Origin of the sequence: Streptomyces sp. NPDC087845 (genome assembly GCF_044742755.1) — a bacterium.
Taxonomy (GTDB): Bacteria; Actinomycetota; Actinomycetes; order Streptomycetales; family Streptomycetaceae; genus Streptomyces.
This window is the reverse complement of sequence record NZ_JBIUVC010000002.1, coordinates 340,561-358,211: the sequence shown is the minus strand read 5'-3', so window position 1 is coordinate 358,211 and position 17,651 is coordinate 340,561. Positions and strand designations below refer to the sequence as shown.

Annotated in this window: 16 protein-coding genes; 8 read left to right on the top strand and 8 right to left on the bottom strand. The window is 70.4% G+C overall.

The features are described from left to right. Positions 1–10 precede the first annotated feature (10 nt). Positions 11–1,429 (top strand): dihydrolipoamide acetyltransferase family protein, encoded by a 1,419-nt coding sequence (locus ACIOMQ_RS07210; protein ID WP_402188173.1) that lies wholly within the window; start codon positions 11–13, stop codon positions 1,427–1,429. Here the strand turns inward: ACIOMQ_RS07210 and ACIOMQ_RS07205 are convergent. Then, positions 1,416–1,940: an ATP-binding protein gene (locus ACIOMQ_RS07205; protein WP_401262110.1), complete on the bottom strand. Its 525-nt coding sequence runs from the start codon at positions 1,938–1,940 to the stop codon at positions 1,416–1,418. The two genes, ACIOMQ_RS07210 and ACIOMQ_RS07205, sit on opposite strands and share 14 nt — an antisense overlap. 240 nt (positions 1,941–2,180) lie before the next feature. On the opposite strand from ACIOMQ_RS07205, the gene ACIOMQ_RS07200 reads away from it, so the two are divergent. Beyond that, positions 2,181–3,062 (top strand): helix-turn-helix transcriptional regulator, encoded by an 882-nt coding sequence (locus ACIOMQ_RS07200; protein ID WP_362192695.1) that lies wholly within the window; start codon positions 2,181–2,183, stop codon positions 3,060–3,062. 5 nt (positions 3,063–3,067) lie between these two features. Further along, positions 3,068–3,256, top strand: a complete 189-nt coding sequence (locus tag ACIOMQ_RS07195; RefSeq protein WP_402188171.1) for a DUF397 domain-containing protein — start codon at positions 3,068–3,070, stop codon at positions 3,254–3,256. Between the two features lie 28 nt (positions 3,257–3,284). Here ACIOMQ_RS07195 and ACIOMQ_RS07190 read toward each other — a convergent pair whose 3' ends face one another. After that, entirely contained in the window at positions 3,285–3,938 is a 654-nt protein-coding gene (locus ACIOMQ_RS07190) for a class I SAM-dependent methyltransferase (protein WP_401262116.1), read from the bottom strand. 70 nt (positions 3,939–4,008) lie between these two features. After that, the gene (locus tag ACIOMQ_RS07185) at positions 4,009–4,515 is read right to left on the bottom strand and encodes a hypothetical protein (RefSeq protein WP_362192704.1); all 507 of its coding nucleotides are present in this window, start codon (positions 4,513–4,515) and stop codon (positions 4,009–4,011) included. Positions 4,516–4,946: 431 nt separating this feature from the next. On the opposite strand from ACIOMQ_RS07185, the gene ACIOMQ_RS07180 reads away from it, so the two are divergent. Then, positions 4,947–5,813 (top strand): helix-turn-helix domain-containing protein, encoded by an 867-nt coding sequence (locus ACIOMQ_RS07180; RefSeq protein WP_401262119.1) that lies wholly within the window; start codon positions 4,947–4,949, stop codon positions 5,811–5,813. Positions 5,814–5,885: 72 nt separating this feature from the next. Here the strand turns inward: ACIOMQ_RS07180 and ACIOMQ_RS07175 are convergent, their stop codons facing one another. Next, complete coding sequence (locus ACIOMQ_RS07175; protein WP_362192710.1) at positions 5,886–6,782, bottom strand: serine hydrolase; 897 nt, start codon at positions 6,780–6,782, stop codon at positions 5,886–5,888. Between the two features lie 285 nt (positions 6,783–7,067). Between ACIOMQ_RS07175 and ACIOMQ_RS07170 the strand changes: the two genes are divergently transcribed. Together ACIOMQ_RS07170 and ACIOMQ_RS07165 are read left to right on the top strand one after the other, a co-directional pair. After that, entirely contained in the window at positions 7,068–7,763 is a 696-nt protein-coding gene (locus ACIOMQ_RS07170) for a GntR family transcriptional regulator (RefSeq protein ID WP_362192713.1), read from the top strand. Next, the gene (locus ACIOMQ_RS07165; protein WP_362192716.1) at positions 7,760–9,070 is read left to right on the top strand and encodes an MFS transporter; all 1,311 of its coding nucleotides are present in this window, start codon (positions 7,760–7,762) and stop codon (positions 9,068–9,070) included. Before ACIOMQ_RS07170 ends, ACIOMQ_RS07165 begins: the two co-directional genes overlap by 4 nt. Positions 9,071–9,234: 164 nt before the next feature. On the opposite strand, the gene ACIOMQ_RS07160 is transcribed toward ACIOMQ_RS07165, so the two are convergent. Beyond that, complete coding sequence (locus ACIOMQ_RS07160) at positions 9,235–10,059, bottom strand: maleylpyruvate isomerase family mycothiol-dependent enzyme (RefSeq protein WP_362192719.1); 825 nt, start codon at positions 10,057–10,059, stop codon at positions 9,235–9,237. Positions 10,060–10,229: 170 nt separating this feature from the next. On the opposite strand from ACIOMQ_RS07160, the gene ACIOMQ_RS07155 reads away from it, so the two are divergent. Continuing rightward, positions 10,230–11,030, top strand: a complete 801-nt coding sequence (locus ACIOMQ_RS07155; RefSeq protein ID WP_401262124.1) for a carbon-nitrogen family hydrolase — start codon at positions 10,230–10,232, stop codon at positions 11,028–11,030. Positions 11,031–11,138: 108 nt separating this feature from the next. Here the strand turns inward: ACIOMQ_RS07155 and ACIOMQ_RS07150 are convergent, their stop codons facing one another. Continuing rightward, positions 11,139–11,633 carry an LURP-one-related/scramblase family protein gene (locus tag ACIOMQ_RS07150; protein ID WP_401262127.1) on the bottom strand — a complete coding sequence of 165 codons (495 nt, stop codon included), beginning with the start codon at positions 11,631–11,633 and terminating at the stop codon, positions 11,139–11,141. Between the two features lie 82 nt (positions 11,634–11,715). On the opposite strand from ACIOMQ_RS07150, the gene ACIOMQ_RS07145 reads away from it, so the two are divergent. Continuing rightward, positions 11,716–13,566: an NHL domain-containing thioredoxin family protein gene (locus ACIOMQ_RS07145; protein ID WP_402188168.1), complete on the top strand. Its 1,851-nt coding sequence runs from the start codon at positions 11,716–11,718 to the stop codon at positions 13,564–13,566. A 112-nt stretch (positions 13,567–13,678) separates the two neighbouring features. Here ACIOMQ_RS07145 and ACIOMQ_RS07140 read toward each other — a convergent pair whose 3' ends face one another. Together ACIOMQ_RS07140 and ACIOMQ_RS07135 are read right to left on the bottom strand one after the other, a co-directional pair. Then, the gene (locus tag ACIOMQ_RS07140; RefSeq protein ID WP_402188166.1) at positions 13,679–14,422 is read right to left on the bottom strand and encodes a DUF4232 domain-containing protein; all 744 of its coding nucleotides are present in this window, start codon (positions 14,420–14,422) and stop codon (positions 13,679–13,681) included. A gap of 194 nt (positions 14,423–14,616) precedes the next feature. Next, positions 14,617–17,529 carry a BTAD domain-containing putative transcriptional regulator gene (locus ACIOMQ_RS07135; RefSeq protein WP_402188164.1) on the bottom strand — a complete coding sequence of 971 codons (2,913 nt, stop codon included), beginning with the start codon at positions 17,527–17,529 and terminating at the stop codon, positions 14,617–14,619. Positions 17,530–17,651 lie beyond the last annotated feature (122 nt).

The following is a 17,651-nucleotide window of genomic DNA, read 5'->3' as shown; positions in this document are numbered from 1 at the left end:
GGACTGGGACGTGACAACGATGACCGACACATCCAACGCTGCTCGCTTCCGTGAGTTCAAGATGCCCGACGTGGGCGAGGGACTGACCGAGGCCGAGATCCTCAAGTGGTACGTCCAGCCCGGCGACACCGTCACCGACGGTCAGGTCGTGTGCGAGGTCGAGACGGCGAAGGCGGCCGTGGAGCTGCCGATTCCGTTCGACGGGGTGGTGCACGAGCTGCGCTTCCCCGAGGGCACGACCGTCGACGTCGGCCAGGTGATCATCGCGGTGGACGTGGCACCGGGCAGCGGTGACGCGGCCCCGGCGCCGGCCGCAGTTCCCGCGCCGGTCGCGGAACCGGAACCGTCGGAGCCGGAGGCTCCCAAGGGCCGTCAGCCGGTCCTGGTCGGGTACGGCGTCTCCGAGAGCTCGACCAAGCGGCGTGCCCGCAAGGGCGCCACGACGGCGGTGCCCGCTGCCGCGGCGGCGATCCAGGGCGAGATGAACGGCCACGGCGCCGTGACGGTCCGGGAGAGCCGGCCGCTCGCCAAGCCGCCGGTGCGCAAGCTGGCCAAGGACCTGGGCATCGACCTGGCGACGGTCGTCCCGACCGGCGAGGGCGGGATCATCACCCGCGAGGACGTGCACGCGGCGGCCACGCCCGTACCGGCACAGGCGCCGGCGCCGGCACCCGTCGCGGTGGAGGCCGCCCCCGCCGCCGAGGCGCCGGTCGCCGTCGTCGCGGGCGCGCGGGAGACCCGTATCCCGGTCAAGGGCGTACGGAAGGCCATCGCCCAGGCGATGGTCGGCAGCGCCTTCACGGCCCCGCACGTCACCGAGTTCGTGACCGTCGACGTGACGCGCACGATGAAGCTGGTCGCGGAGCTCAAGGAAGACAAGGAGATGGCGGGGGTCCGGGTCAACCCGCTCCTGATCATCGCCAAGGCGCTTCTGGTCGCGATCAAGCGGAACCCGGACGTCAACTCCGCCTGGGACGAGGCGAACCAGGAGATCGTGCGCAAGCACTACGTCAACCTGGGCATCGCGGCCGCCACCCCGCGCGGTCTGATCGTGCCGAACATCAAGGACGCGCACGAGCAGACGCTCCCGCAGCTGGCCGCTTCCCTGGGCGAACTGGTCTCCACCGCCCGCGAGGGCAAGACGTCCCCGGCTGCGATGGCGGGCGGCACGGTGACCATCACCAACGTCGGTGTCTTCGGCGTCGACACGGGCACGCCGATCCTGAACCCGGGCGAGTCCGCGATCCTCGCGGTCGGTGCGATCAAGCTCCAGCCGTGGGTCCACAAGGGCAAGGTGAAGCCCCGTCAGGTCACCACGCTGGCCCTGTCGTTCGACCACCGCCTGGTCGACGGCGAGCTCGGCTCCAAGGTCCTGGCGGATGTCGCCGCGATCCTGGAACAGCCGAAGCGGCTGATCACCTGGGCGTAGAGGTTTGGGCGGTACGTGTCCCTTCGGCGATACGTGTATGAGGTGGGCCCGCGCGATGTTCGCGCGGGCCCACCGGCGCGTCCGGCCCCTGCTTCAGGGCGAGTTCGGCGAACACGGTCTTGCCGACGGTGCGCGGCTCGACGCCCCACCGGTCCGCGAGCCGCGCGACGATCATGAGGCCCCGCCCGTAGCACTCGTCGGCCTCGGCCTCGCGTGGGACCGGCAGCCGTTCACCGCGCGGGTCGCTCACCGCGATACGGAGTGCGATCGCGGTGAGGGTGAGGTGGACGCGGAAGAGGCGGCCCCGGATGGCGCCGTGGAGCAGTGCGTTGGTCGCCAACTCGCTGACCAGGAGGGCCGCGTCGCCGGCCAGCTCCGGATGGCCCCACTCCCGAACGAGCCGCGCGGTGCGGCGCCGGGAGAAGGAGACGCTGCGGGCGGTCGGAGTGAAGGCGAGCCGGTCCTCGCGGAGGACGGGTTCGGGGACGGAGATCTGTTCGGCTGCGGTCATGGACGCGTGCCTCTCGGTGAGGGGGCGGTGGCGATGCCGCGCCTGCGGGGCGCCGGTTTCGGCGCGAGGCAGGGCGGTGCACTTCCGCCGGTTTCGACTCCGCTGTGCGAGCGGTGGAGTACCGACGGTAGCGGTGTGATTGCGTGTGCAGCAATAAGTTCGGGCAGAAAATTCTCTGCCCTAGTTGGTGTTCGAGGAGAATGAGTCCCAGACTTGGGCCACTCGGCGGAGGGATGCGACGTGGCAGGTAACAGCCCTGATCGGGGCCGGACGGTTTCGACTGTGCTCGGGCGCCGTCTCGGCGGCGAGTTGCTGCGCATGCGTGAGGGGCGTTCCCTGCGGCAATCGCACGCTGCGGAGGCGCTGACGGCGTCGGTCGCCAAGGTCGCGAAGATCGAGCGGGGCCTCGTACCGATACGGGATCCTGACATCAGGGCCCTGTGCCACCTGTACGGCGAGGCTGACGCCGATTTCGTCGACAGGTTGCTGGCTCTTGCCAAGACCGACCGCGAACGTCGCAAGGCGAGCGGCTGGTGGAATCAGTACCCGGGACTTCAGTCCATGGTCGAGTACGTGGCTCTGGAGGACATCGCCACCAGTCTCCGTACGTGGCAAGTCGCTATCGTGCCCGGACTGCTTCAGACCCCGGACTATGCCAGAGCGCTCGCCGTGGGAAACGGGTCCTGGGATGACCCTGATGAGATCGAACCCTTCGTCGAGTCCAGGATGACGCGGCAGGCGCGGTTGAGTGGCGACCGACCGCTTGAGCTGCGGGCGGTGGTGCACGAAGGTGCCCTGCGTCAGTTGGTGGGCGGACGCGAGGTGATGAGGGAACAGCTAGGCAGGCTGCTGGACGTGGCTCGGCAGCCGAACGTGAAGCTTCAGGTGATGCCGTACATCGCGGGTGCTCACCCTGGCATGACAAGCGCCTTCACCATCGTGTCCTTCGCTGAACCGGGAGCGCTCGACGTGGTTCACATGGATACGACCTCGACCACTCTCTGGCTGGAGAGCGATACTGATGCCGAGCGCCACGGCAGCCATTTCGACCGCATCTCGCGTCTGGGGCTTGCGCAACACACCTCGGTCAGACTCATCAATGACATCCTCAGGGAGCTGTAAACCGCGTGCCCGGGTACAAGTTCGTCAAGTCCAGCTACAGCGGCGGCAACGCGGGCCAGGAGTGCGTCGAAGTGGCCCGCAACATCCCCCGCACCATCGCCGTCCGCGATTCCAAGCGGCCCGACGGCCCCGTCATCGTCATCGCTCCCGCCGCCTGGGACGCTTTCCGGGACGGGCTGGTCCAGTCGGGCTGACCCGGAACGGCCGCACCTTCCGGGATTTCTAGGCGACCGCGCGCACGAGCAGCGTTCCGATGTGACCCGGATGGGGGGCGTCCAGGACCTGTGCGTCGGCCGTGGCGAACCCGGCGCGGGTGAGCAGGCGCTCCCACAACGCGGGGCGGTAGCTGTAGCGGTAGGTGAACATCGCCCGGCCCGCGAAGCCGCCTTTGTACATGCCCTGTGGTCCGTACGCGCCGGGGATGGCCGGTGGCTGCGAGAAGGCGAAGACACCGCCGGGGTTGAGCCGTCGGCGGACGAGCGGGAAGAGGCGGCCCGGGTCGGTGAACCAGGCGGCTCCGAAGATGGAGTAGACGGCGTCGTACGTGTCCCCGTACTTGCTCAGGTGATCCAGGACCTCCGCGCACACGAACTCCGCGCCGCTGTCGGACCATCTCGTGGAAGTCTTCTCGACCATGACCGGAGACAGGTCGATGCCCCGAGCGGCGATACCCAGCTGAGCGAGGTGGGCGAGGGCGCGGCCGGTGCCGCAGCCGATCTCCAGGACCGAACGCGGGGTGCCGAGCAGTTCCGGACCGGGTCCGTGACCGGCGTACTGGGTCCAGCAGAAGACCGGCTCCAGGTCGTCCTTGAAGGCGGAAGCGGCGTAGGCGTCCCACAGTTCGGTCTCGGCGGCGATGTCGTGCTGCGCGGGCAAGACGATTCCTCTCGGAAAGGGCTGGCCCCTGCCTTCGGAGGGCCGAGGGCAGGAGCCAGCGCGGGGTGGTTCAGTGGCTGTCGGGGACCTTGTTGTCGCACGGCGAGCAGTCCGTGCCGTCGATCGCCCACAGTTCTTCGTCGATGTCGAAGCCGATGGACTTCAGGAAGTCCGCCGTGCGCAGACACAGACCGTCGCGGCGCCGTGCGATGAACGGGGCATGATGCTTGTACCGGCCTTCGTTGTACGCGTCGCAGAGGGCCCACCACACGGGCGTGTCGAGGATGAGCTGGTGGACGCCGATGTCGACGAGCTTGCCGACCCCGAGGTGGACCTCGGGGTGCTCCATACAGCCGATGGTGTACATGACGGCGTTGCCGAGGATGCGCTCGGCCATGTCGCGAACCAGCGTGTGGTCTCGCAGCAGTAGGGCGACTTCGCGGTCCCAGAGCGTCATTCCGCTGTCCAGAACGTTGATGGTCAGGTGCCTGACGTGGGACTGGGCGGTGTTGAGAAGTTCCTTCGGGTCACGTGTGCACGGGCGGGTTCGGACAGGCCGGTCGAGTGCGACGGTCATGGACTACTCCTTCGGAGACAGACTGTGCCGTATCGATTCGAGCTCGCCGCTTGCGGGAAGCACAGGGCGGGCATTGCGGAGTACGAATGGGACGGTAAGGAGCGGCAGTCTTGGAACGCCATGGGAATTGCGCGAAGTTGCGCCTCCCGTCGGTGGCGTTGCTTAAGGTTGCTGATTCAGGCTGATGTAGCCCGAGGCGCAGGGCTCCGACCCTGTGGAAGCCTGAGGGACCAGTTTCCGAGGGAAGGACGTGATCATGACCCGACGGCTGCGTTTCAACGGCACGGGCAGCGGCGTCAACGGATGGTCACGGAGCCGGCGGCGGTACTGCGGTACGCCATGGCACGCGATGCCGCGCTGCATCACGCCGTCCCGTACGACGAGTTCGCGGCAGGACGGGCCGCACAGAACGAGTAGGCGGGCGCGTACCGGTGAGCACGGACTATCAGCAGGCACGAGAAGCACTCGGAGTGCGGTTGCGTGAACTCCGGCTCTCGGCTGCCGGTGGCAGGCTCACCGGTACGGGGCTCGCAGAGCGGTGCGGGTGGAACAAGTCGAAGGTCAGCCGGTTGGAGAACGGCAGGCAGACCCCAACGTCCGACGACCTGCGCAGGTGGGCGGAGGCGACCGGTCGGCCCGAGAGCTACGACGAACTGCTCGCGCGCCTGCGCGGCTTCGAGTCACATATCCGGTCATGGCGGCGGCAGCTGGCCTCGGGACACAAGGCGGTCCAGGACACCCACCTGAGCGCCCACGCCGAATCTTCCGTGTTCCGTGGCTGGGAGTCCTCCATGATTTTCGGGATCCTCCAGACCCCGGACTACGCCCGGTCGGTCTTCACGAGATACGCGGAACTGCAACGATCGCCGGCCGACACGGAGGACGCGGTCCGCTCCCGTATGAAGCGGCAGGAGGCGCTGTACGACTCCGCCAAGCGCTTCCACCTCGTTCTGTGGGAAGCCGCCCTCCATGCGTTGGTCTGCCCGCCGCCGGTGCTGGCCGCTCAGCTCGACCGCCTCGCGGGAGTCATCGGGCTGGACACGGTGGAGCTGGGGATCGTCCCGTTGTCCGCTTCGCTCAGGATTCCCCCCGCCACCGCATTCTGGATCTACGACGACCGCCAGGTCATCGTCGAGAACTGGCACGCGGAGCTGTGGATCGACGACGAGCCGAGCGTCAGCACCTATCTGCGCACCTGGGAGACGTTGAGGCAGTCCGCCGCGTACGGCGCCGACGCGCAGAACCTCATCAGCGCGGCACGACGGGCCCTGCCGCCCCGGCTGGAAGGCACTGCCTGACGGGGCCGCGAAAGCGGGAGGGGGCCCGCGTGGCGCGAGCCCCCTCCGTGTGTGCTGCCGTGGTCGGCCGGGTTACTTCTTGAAGCTGTAGTCCATGATCTTCTTCATGTCCGCGGTGCGGGTGGTCGCGTTCGTGGAGGCGAGCACCGTGCCGATGACCGTCTTGCCCTTGCGGGTGGCGGCGAAGACCAGGCAGTACTTGGCGGTCGGGCCGGAGCCGGTCTTCACGCCGATGGCGCCGCTGTAGCTGCTGAGCATCGTGTTGGTGTTGGACCACGACATGTAGCGGTAGCCACCGGACTTCGTGGTGACCTTCTGCTTGGTCGACTTGGTCTTCACGACCGTGCGGAACGTGGAGCTCTTCATCGCGTTGCTGGCGAGCTTCGTCAGGTCGCGCGGCGTCGAGTAGTTCGAGCCGTTCCCTATGCCGTCGAACGAGTCGAAGTGGGTGTTCTTCATCCCGAGGGACTTGGCCTGGGAGTTCATCTTGCCGACGAACGACTTCACGCGGGCCGCGCGGGTGCTGCCCGAGCCGTACTTGTCGGCCAGCGCGTAGGCGGCGTCGCAGCCGGACGGCAGCATCAGGCCGTACAGCAGCTGGCGGACGGTGACCTTGTCGCCGACGATGAGGTGGGCCGACGAGGCGCCCTTGGAGACGATGTAGTCGCTGTACGCCTTCTGGACCGTGACCTTGGAATCCAGGTTCAGGTTCTTCTGCGACAGCACCACCTTGGCCGTCATGATCTTGGTGGTGGAGCCGGTGGGGCGTCGGGTGTCCGCGGCCTTGCTGAACAGGGTCTTCGCGGTGCCGTTGTTCATCACGAAACCGCCCTTGGCGGTGATCGTGGGGGTGGGCGTGGCAGCCTGCGCGGTGGAGGCGAAGACGCTGCCCGCGATGACGGCACCCGCCGTCAGGGCCACGGTGGCAGTGGCGGTAACGCGGTTTATGCCCTTAATGCCGATTTTCAACTTGAACGCTCCAAATGCACCTGGAATGCGGCCACATGAGGGTGCCGCTCGGTGGTGAGACTCATGAGACCCGGGGAAGGATGTGCTGATTCCTGGGGCAATTTCGGAGCAACGGAGATTTCGGGCCGGAGGAGGGTACCCGTCCGGAAACCCGTCTCGTTTCCGTACGCGCATCCGTCCGGAAAGGCCCGCACCCGTATGCGACCTGTCCCGGATCCGTCCGAAAATCCATCCGGATCCCGGACGGGTGCACTCATGCACGCATCTTGTATCTATGCTGTGTGCATGCCTGCCGCCCCTCCAGCCCTGAAGCCCCCTGCGAAGTCCGCCGTGAAGTCTTCCGTCAAACAGCCGCCCGCCGCCGAGCGCGTCTACACCCACATCAAGGAAGCGGTCCTCGACCGTCGCTACGAGGGCGGCACGCTCCTCACCGAAGGCGATCTCGCGGAGGCCGTCGGGGTCTCCCGCACGCCCGTGCGCGAAGCACTGCTGCGGCTGGAGGTCGAGGGGCTGATCAAGCTGTACCCGAAGAAGGGCGCCCTCGTGCTCGCCGTCTCCGCGCAGGAGATCGCGGATGTGGTGGAGACCCGGCTGCTGGTCGAGGAGTTCGCGGCCCGCAAGGCCGTGCCCGCGTCGGCGCAGCTGATCGGGCGACTGGAGGAACTTCTCGACGATCAGCGGCAGTTGGCGGAGGCCGGGGATCTGGCAGCCGTGTCCGTGAAGGACCGCTGCTTCCACGCCGAGATCGTGCGCAACGCGGGCAACGACATCCTCTCGCGCCTCTACGACCAGCTGCGCGACCGGCAGTTGCGGATGGGGGTCGCCGTGATGGAGGCGCACCCGGGGAGGATCGCCGCGAACATCACCGAGCACGGTGAGCTGCTGGAGGCGATCAGGTCCGGTGACGCGGACAGTGCCGCGCAGGTCGTGCGGCGTCATGTCAGCCGGGTCAAGGTGCTCGTCAGGGGTGAGGACCGGTGAGTTCCGCCGCTGCTCCCACCCTGTCCCTGCCCGGCGATCCACCCGGCGGCCGGCGTGCCGCGTGGGTCTGGGGCATCGGTGTCGCCGTCTACTTCGTCGCCATCATCTTCCGCACCAGCCTGGGGGTCGCCGGGCTCGACGCCGCCGACCGGTTCCACGTCAACGCCTCCGCGCTCTCCACGTTCTCCATCCTCCAGCTGCTCGTCTACGCGGGCATGCAGATACCCGTCGGCCTGATGGTCGACCGGCTCGGCACCAAGAAGGTCCTCACCCTCGGGGCCGTCCTTTTCACCCTGGGGCAGCTGGGCTTCGCGCTCTCCCCCTCGTACGGCATGGCACTGGCGTCCAGGGCGCTGCTCGGCTGCGGCGACGCGATGACGTTCATCAGCGTGCTGCGGCTCGGCGCCCGCTGGTTCCCGGCCCGGCGCGGCCCGCTGATCGGGCAGGTCGCCGCGCTCTTCGGGATGGCGGGCAACCTCGTCTCCACGCTCTTCATCGCGCGGGCCCTGCACGGATTCGGCTGGACCACCACCTTTGCCGGCAGCTCCGCCGCGGGGGTTCTCGTCCTCGTCCTCCTTCTCCTGTTCCTGAAGGACCACCCCGAGGGGCACGAGCCGCCGCCCGCCGAGCACGCGGGCGCCGCCTACGTACGCAAGCAGATCGCCGCGTCCTGGCGGGAGCCCGGTACCCGGCTGGGTATGTGGGTGCACTTCACCACGCAGTTCCCGGCCATGGTGTTCCTGCTGCTGTGGGGGCTGCCGTTCCTGGTGGAGGCGCAGGGGCTGAGCCGGTCCACCGCCGGTGAGCTGCTCACCCTGGTGGTGCTCTCCAACATGGCGTTCGGACTGGTCTACGGGCAGATCATCGCCCGCCATCACGCGGCGCGCGCCCCGCTGGCACTCGGCACGGTCGCGGTGACGGCGCTGCTCTGGGCATCGACCATCTTCTACCCGGACGACCACGCGCCGACGTGGCTGCTCGTCGTCCTGTGCGTGGTGCTCGGTGCCTGCGGTCCCGCCTCGATGATCGGCTTCGACTTCGCACGGCCCGCCAACCCGCCGGAGCGTCAGGGCACCGCGTCGGGCATCGTCAACATGGGTGGCTTCATCGCCTCGATGACCACGCTGTTCGCCGTCGGCGTGCTGCTGGACGCGACCGGGGACGACTACCGGATCGCGTTCTCCTCGGTCTTCGTACTGGAGGCGCTCGGCGTCGTACAGATTCTGCGGCTGCACTCCCGCGCCACGCACCGTGAGCGGGACCACCATGTGATCAGCCGGGTGGAAGCCGTGCACGTACCCGCGTAGCGCGGCTGTCGCGCCGGATCGGCGGCGCGCCCGTCCTCGCGCGACGGGCGCCGCCGACCACAGTGGCACGGCGCCGCCGAGGCGCTACGGCGCCTGGCATTGCGACGTCCGGGCATTGCGAATGCCCCGGCGGTACGGCCTCATGGCCTCACGGCCTCACGGCCTCACGGCGTCACGGCGAAGTTCTGAAGGATCGCCGCAGCCAGGTCCGCGTCGCCCTCGACCTTGATCCGGTCCGCGACCGCCCCCGCGCGCACCCGCCCGCAGGCGAGGCGGTAGTACGTCTCCCAGTCCATCGCCAGCGTCACCGCGGGTCCGAGGGACGGTGAACCGTCCACCGACCCGCGGCCCTCCGCGTCGACTCTGACCGTGCGCAGGAACTCCAGCTCCCCGTGCACATCGAGCACGATCGCCGAACTGGCCGGCGCGCCCGCGTCCTTGGCCACCACCTTCGGCAGCGCGGCGAGCAGGGTGTCCCGGACGACGGTGGCGCCGGGGGAGTCCAGATTGCCGGGCTGCCCCAGCGTCGCCCGCAGATCCTGCTCGTGCACCCAGACGTCGAAGGCCCGCATCTGCAAGGCCAGTTCGAGGGTCTGCTCGGCGCCGAGCGGCGCCCGGACCATGGTCTGGGGGTCACGCGACTCGTTGCGCAGCTGACGTGCGCGGCGAATGATCGTGTACTCCAGCTCGGAGGTCATCTCCGGCGCGGTGTGGTGGCGCCGCACATCGACCTGCATCTCCATGTAGCGGGCGAAGTCGTTCTGTACGTGGTAGAGATCGCGCGGCAGCGTGTGGATCGGGCGCGGATCGCCGAGCTGCTCGGACTCCATGCCGATGATGTGCGAGACGATGTCACGCACCGACCAGGCGGGGCACGGCGTACGGCTGTTCCACTCTCCTTCGGCGAGCGGCTTCACCAGCTCGGCTATCGACTCGATGGAGTGGGTCCAGGCATCGGCGTAGGTCTGGAGGCTGGGATGGACGGTCACGGGACCCCTCGTGCGGTTCTGCGGTGCATGGGCTGGAGTGCTGGGCGCGGGCGGCGGGCTGCGTGGGAGGTTCGATCGCTAAGTTACGCTGCGAGCAGGCACCCCGGCAGTGCTTTCGTGTGACGATCGTAGGCCCGTGTTGACGGCTCGAATGCCAGGACGGTGGTAGTGTGCGCGCCTCCCTCATCCAGATCGCAGTAGACCCGGACGAATCCGTCAATTCCCGTAGGCAACGCGCGGCTTCGCTGATCGCGGCCCAGCGCGGTGCGGATCTCGTGGTGCTTCCCGAACTCTGGCCGGTCGGCGCCTTCGCGTACACCGCCTTCGCGGACGAGGCCGAACCGCTCCAGGGGCCCACCCACGACATCATGGCGAAGGCCGCCGCCGACGCCGGTGTCTGGCTGCACGCCGGCTCCTTCGTCGAGCGCGCGGCCGACGGCACCCTCTACAACACCGCGCTCGTCTTCACGCCCGAGGGCGAGCGGGCCGCCGCGTACCGCAAGATCCACCGCTTCGGCTTCGACCAGGGCGAGGCGGTCATGATGGGGGCCGGTGAGGAGCTCGTCACGGTCGCCCTGCCGCAGACCACGCTGGGCCTCGCCACCTGTTACGACCTGCGCTTCCCGGAAATGTTCCGCGGCCTGGTCGACGCGGGCGCCGAGACGCTGATCGTCGCGGCGGGCTGGCCCGAGCGCCGCCGCGCCCACTGGACGCTGCTGGCCCAGGCCCGCGCCGTCGAGAACCAGTCGTACGTCCTGGCCGTCGGCACCGCGGGCACCCACGCCGGAGTCCAGCAGGCCGGACACAGCATCGTCGTCGACCCCTGGGGCGAGGTGCTCGCGGAGGCGGGCGCGGACGAGGAGGTGCTGAGCGTGGAGTTCGACCCGGCGAAGGTCGCCGCCACGCGCGAGCAGTTCCCGGCGCTCAAGGACCGGCGGCTGGGGCTGACCCCTCCCGGGGCGGGCAAGTAGGTACGCGTTTCCGAGGCGGGCGGGTAGGCACGCGTTCCGGAGGCGGGCGGGTCGGCACGCGTTCCGGAGGCGGGCAGGTCGGCGCGTTTCACGTGAAACGTGCCGGGGTCAGTCCTCGTGGTGCTCCTTGTCGGCGAGCACGATGACGCACACCGATACGGCGATGAGCAGCGCCGTATCGGCGTCCTCCCGTACGACATCGATGCCGTAGGTGTCCCGGACGGTCAGCCACCGCCGTGAGATCTGGGCCAGCAGTTCCCCGTCGTAGTCGATGGCGAACTCGCGGTCCAGAATCTTGCCGCTGACGTCGAGATCGGTGCCGTCCAGCAGCGTGACCCGGTAGTGGTTGCGCAGCAGCGACAGCCGCTTGCGTCTGACCGTGGCGAGCTGTTCGCCGTCGCGCTCGATGAGCATCGTGTCGCGCAGGCTGAGCAGCTTCTGCCGGATCTCGACCAGGACCCGGCCCTGCGCGTCCTTCAGCTCGAAGGTGTCACGCACCCGCATGGCCTTGCCGTCGACGAGGAAGACCTTGCGGCCGTCCGCGTCCTCGATCCAGTAGTCGTCACCGACAGCGAAGAGCCGTTCACGTACCAGGAATCTCATGGTTCACAGGTTCCCCCAGGGCTCTCCGGAATGCGTGGACCCTCCGGAATGCGCGCGGGCCCTGGTGATGTTGACTCTTCACATGGCAACACGTGCACGCGTCAGGGCCCCCGAGCTGATCGGCAAGGGCGGCTGGCTCAATACAGGCGACCAGCAATACACCCTCGCTGACCTGCGAGGACGCATTGTGATCCTGGATTTCTGGACCTTTTGCTGTGTGAACTGTCTGCATGTCCTCGATGAGCTGCGCGAGCTGGAGGAGAAGCACCGCGACACCGTCGTGATCATCGGTGTGCACTCGCCGAAGTTCGTCCACGAGGCCGAGCACCAGGCAGTCGTCGACGCCGTCGAGCGGTACGAGGTCCACCACCCGGTCCTCGACGACCCGGAACTGGCCACCTGGAAGCAGTACGCCGTACGCGCCTGGCCCACGCTCGTCGTCATCGACCCCGAGGGGTACATCGTCGCCCAGCACGCGGGCGAGGGCCACGCGCACGCCCTCGCGAAGCTGGTCGAGGAGCTGGAGGCCGAGCACGGGGCGAAGGGCACGCTGCGCCGCGGCGACGGCCCCTATGTCGCGCCCGAACCGGTCGCCACGCATCTGCGGTTCCCCGGCAAGGCCCTGCTCCTGCCCGACGGCGGCTTCCTCGTCTCCGACACGACCCGCCACCGCCTCGTCGAGATCGAACGTGACAGCGAAACGGTTCGTCGTCACGTCGGTACGGGGGACCGAGGGTTCACCGACGGCGGACCGGAGGATGCCCGGTTCTCCGAGCCGCAGGGGCTCGCCGTGCTGCCCGACGGCCGGATCACGGTCGCCGACACCGTCAACCACGCCCTTCGCGCCCTCGACCTCGCCACCGGGGTGACGACGACGCTCGCCGGCACCGGCCGCCAGTGGTGGCAGGGCTCGCCGACGACGGGCCCGGCCCGCGAGGTCGACCTCTCCTCCCCCTGGGACGTCGCCTGGTTCGCGGACCGGCTGTGGATCGCCATGGCGGGCGTGCACCAGCTGTGGACGTACGACCCCGCGACGGAGACGGTGCGGGTCGCGGCGGGCACGACCAACGAGGGCCTGGTCGACGGTCCGGCCGACGAGGCCTGGTTCGCCCAGCCGTCCGGGCTCGCCGCGTCGGCCGACGGGGAGCGGCTGTGGGTCGCCGACTCGGAGACGTCCGCCCTGCGGTACGTCGAACGCGACGGGACCGGCTTCGCCGTCCGCACGGCCGTCGGCACCGGCCTCTTCGACTTCGGGCACCGCGACGGCGCCGCGGATCAGGCGCTGTTCCAGCACCCGCTGGGAGTGACCGCGCTGCCCGACGGGTCCGTGGCCGTCTGCGACACGTACAACCACGCGCTGCGGCGCTACGACCCCGCGAGCGGTGAGGTCACCACCCTGGCCACGGATCTGCGCGAGCCCAGTGGCGCCGTGGCGGCCGACGGCGATCTCGTCGTCGTCGAGTCCGCCCGGCACCGGCTGACCCGGCTGCGGCTTCCCGAGGAGGCCGTGCGCGTCGCCGACCAGGCGCACCGCACCCGGCGCGCGGCCACCGAGATCGCCCCGGGCACGCTCCGGCTCGACGTGGTCTTCCAGGCGCCCGCCGGCCAGAAGCTGGACACCCGGTACGGTCCCTCGACCCGGCTGCTGGTCTCGGCCACCCCGCCAGGGCTGCTGGCGGAGGGGTCCGGTCCCGGCACCGACCTGTTCCGCGACCTGGTCCTGGCCGACGGCGTCACCGAGGGGGTCCTGCATGTGTCCGCGATGGCGGCGTCCTGCGACGACACTGCATCCGACAGCGGCTCTGCCGCGGGGGCGAACGAGTACCCGGCCTGCCACGTCCACCAACAGGACTGGGGCGTCCCCGTCCGCGTGACCGCGGAGGGAACGCCCCGGCTGCCGCTGGTGCTGGCAGGGATGGACGAGCGGGCCTGACGGCGCCGGAGCCCCGGCCTCCGGACAAGGAGGGCCTTCTGCGCCGGGTGCGGTGTGTGCGGCGGGGCAGGGGCCGCGTCCCGGGGCTCGCCGTACGTCCCGGCTCAGCGGGTCAGGAGGTGCCCGCCTGCTTCATGGAGCTCACCGCTTCGGCGACCGTGCTCCGGTACAGGCCGAGCTTCGGGTCGCGCACCTTCACATCGGGGCCGAGCTCGAAGTTCTGCGTGTCGGCGTTGGGCATGTGGTCGCCGTCGGTGAGCACGTTCATCTCGTCGATCCAGGTCAGGCCGTTCGCACCGCTCGGGTTGAGGTCGATCACCGCAATGGCGGCCGTCTTGGGCTTGACCGGGTACGCGGGTGCGCCGCCCAGGCCGCCGGGAACGGCCGGCTGGATGTCGGAGCTGTGGTCCGAGGCCTTCGCGGCGCCCAGGCTGACCCGCGGGAAGTAGCTCAGGCCGCAGGAGTTCGCGCCGACGTTGTTGACCTCGATCACCTGCTGGGTGGCCGAACCCTCGCGGGGGTACACGCGCACCGACAGGTCCCCGCTCTTGCACGGGTGCTTGTAGGCGTAGCTGTCGCTGGTGTCGCCGCCCGTCCTGGTGCTGCCGCCCGTCTTGGCGCTGCCGTTGGACGTGCCGGTCTTCGAGGTGTTCGCCTTCGTGGCTCCGGTGTTCGTGGTCGTCGCGTCGGCGGCGGGCTGGGAGGCGCCCGTCGAAGCGGCAGCCAATGCGGCGTCACTCGCCGAACCGGCGGACTTCGTGCCGGTGTCGTCCCCACCGCAGGCGGTGAGGGCCAGGGCGAGCACCGCGGTGGTCGCGGCGGCGAGGACGGTGGTGCGGTGGCGGAGCGTGCTCATGGAAATTCCCCCGAGTGTGACGGTGAGGCGGACGCCTGGTCATTGGCGAACGCCCCTGACCTGCTGACATCTATGAGTCTGGGGCGGGCCGCTCATGTTCTGATGGCGTCCCGCTGACGTCCCGCTGACGTTCGGGACCGTCACTCTCACGTCGTCGCGCGGGCGCGCGGCTCAGCATCGCGCGGGCGCGCGGCTCAGCCGTTGTCGGTGAGCCGCCGGACCGCCTCTTCGTACCGTTTGCGGTATTCCGTTCGCGCCGTGACCCGCAGCAGCGCTTCGAGGGCCCGTACCGCGCCCTCGTCGTAACCGGCGCTCTCCGCTTCCCCGGCGGCCAGGTCCAGCAGCTGGATGCCGTCGTCCTCCTCGCCGAGTGCCAGCCGGGCCTCGCCGCTGACGGCCAGCAGCAGAACCCGGCGGGCGACCTCCTCGTGCTCGGGCCCGAGGTCGAGCGCCGTCCGGGCGGAGTGCAGGGCGTCCTGCGGGCGGTTGGCGGTGAGCTGCATCCGGGCGAGGTGCTGCAGGGCGAGCATCTCGGTGTGCGCGTCGGATTCCTCGCGGGCCAGGCCGACGGCCCGTCCGCAGCCTTCCAGCGCCGCGTCGAGCCCGCCCTGTTCGGCCTGGACGATGGCCAGGTTGATCAGCGCGGTCGCCTCGCCGAGCCGGTCACCGGCCTGCCGGGCGAGGGCGGGCGAGCGCTCCAGCAGGGTGACGGCGTCGGTGGTCCTGCCCTCCTCGGTCAGCACCCAGCCCAGCAGATTCAGCACCCGTGACTCGGCGTACGGATCGTTCTCGGTGCGGGCGGAGTCCAGGGCCAGTTCCAGCAGCGGGGCCCAGCCGTCCCGTACCCGCCAGACCACCTGCGGCCACTGGAGCAGGATGATCCGCCAGGCCCGGTCGTCGAGCCCGGCGGTCCGGGCCGCGACGGCGGCCAGGGCGAGGTCGTCGCGCTCGGTGGCCAGCCAGTTCATCGCCGCCGCCCGGTCGGTGAAGTCCCTGACGGCGGTGGGGCGGTGGTAGCCGTCCGGCAGGACGAAGCAGGGCTCACCGCCGGGTTCGGCCGTGTCGGCGGCGGCGAGCGCCGTGGCGATGTAGTGGTCGAGGACGCCGACGAGGGCTTCGGCGCCGGACGCGGGGTCCAGCCCGCGGGCGTAGAGGCGGACCAGATCGTGCAGCCCCCAGCGCCCGGGTGCCGTCTCGGTGACGAGGTGGGCGGTGGCGAGCCGTTCCAGCGCCGCCGCGGCGGCGACCGGGTCCGTGCCGGCGAGCGCGGCGGCCGTGTACGGGTCGAAGTGGCCGCCGGGGTGGTGGCCGAGCCGGGTGAACTGGTGGACGGCGTCCGGCGGCAGCTGCTGCACGGTCAGCCGCAGCGCGGCCGAGACGCCGGTGTCGTCCACGTCGAGGTAGGTCAGCCGGCTGCGCTCGTCGGCCAGTTCGTCGGTCACGTCGGCCAGCGTCCGCTGCGGACGTCCCGCCAGCCGGGCCGCGGTGACGCGCAGGGCGAGCGGCAGCCCGCCACAGAGTCCGGCGAGCCGACGGGCGGCCACGGGCTCGGCGAGGACCCGGTCCTCACCGAGCACCCCGGCCAGCAGTGCCGTGCTGTCCTGCGGTTCGAGTATGTCGAGCGGGACGGGGCGGGCCGCGTCCGAGGCGATGAGGCCCTCCAGCCGGTGCCGGCTGGTGACCAGCGTGACGCAGTCGGTGCCGCCCGGCAGCAGGGGCCTGACCGTGGCGGAGTCACGGGCGTTGTCGAGGACGACGAGCAGCCGGCGCCGGTCCGTCAGGGACCGGAAGAGAGCGGCTGCGGCGGAGACGGACTCGGGGACGCGGCGCGGGGCGACGCCGAGCGCCAGCAGGAACTCGCGCAGGACTTCGAGGAGCGCGGGCTCACCGGTGTCGCTGAACCCGCGCAGATCGGCGAAGAGCCGTCCGTCCGGGAAGGCGGCGGGGTTGCGGTGCGCCCACTGGAGGGCCAGCGCGGTCTTTCCCACGCCGGCCGGTCCGGTGACCAGGCAGACGGGCGCCTCGCCCGCCGCGGCCCTGGTGAGCGCGGCCAGCTCGGGAACCCGCCCGTGGAAGCCGCGGGGTGCGCGGGGCAGCAGATCGGTGGGGTGCGGGTCACCGACGAGGGGCGGCGGGGCGAGCGGACGGGGAGGCGGCGGCGGGCCGGGGACGATGCCCGTACGGGTACCGGCCCCGGCCTCCGTCCGGACCCCTGCCCCGGGCCCCGCCCCGGTCTCCGTCCGGGCCCCTGCCCCGGTCCCCGCCCCGGTCTCCGTCCGGGCCCCGGCCCCGCCCTCCGTAGCGCCGTTCACGTCGTGCGAGCGGTCGGCAGGTTCGGCAGGTTCGGCGGGCCGTTCGTCCGGACCGGGGTCGCCGCGGAGTATCAGCGCGTACGCGTCGGCGAGTTCGTGTCCCGGGTCGATCCCCAGCTCGTCGGCGAGCAGCCGCCGCGTGCGGTGGAACCAGTCCAGCGCCTCCGACTGGCGCCCCGCCCGGTACAGCGCCGTCATCAGCGCCGCCGCCAGCGACTCCCGCATCGGATGCGCGACCGCTTCCGCCCGCAGCATCGCCGCCGCCCGGCTGTGCTCCCCCAGCGCCGCGTAGGTGCGTGCCAGTTGCTCGACCGCCGCCAGCCGCGACTCCTCCAGCGAATGGGCGGCGGCCTGGAGCGGCGGCCCGGCGAACGCGCCGGTGAGCGCCGGGCCCTGCCACAGGGACAGGGCCTCCTTGAGCATCAGTACGGTGTCGGCGGGGTTGCGCTGCTCCCGCGCCAGGACCAGCAGCTCCTCGAACCGCTGCGAGTCCAGCAGGGTCTCCGGCGCCCGCAGCACGTACGCGTCGCCGAGCGTGACCAGCTCCACCCCGTACGCCTCCGCGTCCGCGCCCACCAGGAGGGCCCGCAGCCGGGACACATGCCCCTGGATGACGCTGCGGGCATGCAGCGGCGGCTCGTCGTCCCACAGGGAGTCCGTCAACCGCGCGATGGATACGGGTGTGTTGGCGGACAGCAGCAACGCGGCCAGCAGGCTGCGGCGTTTGGCGGGGCCGAGCGGGAGCGGCCCGGTGTGCGTGTCGACGGAGACGGTGCCGAGCAGCCGGAACTCCACGTACGGCTTCCCTTCCGGGCGGGGTACGCCCGAGGTGGGGGCACGGGCAAAGTCCCAGGATATCGGGGGTGCCGCGGTGTCGGCGAGGGGTCACCGGCCGGTCGACGGGGCGCTACCGGCAG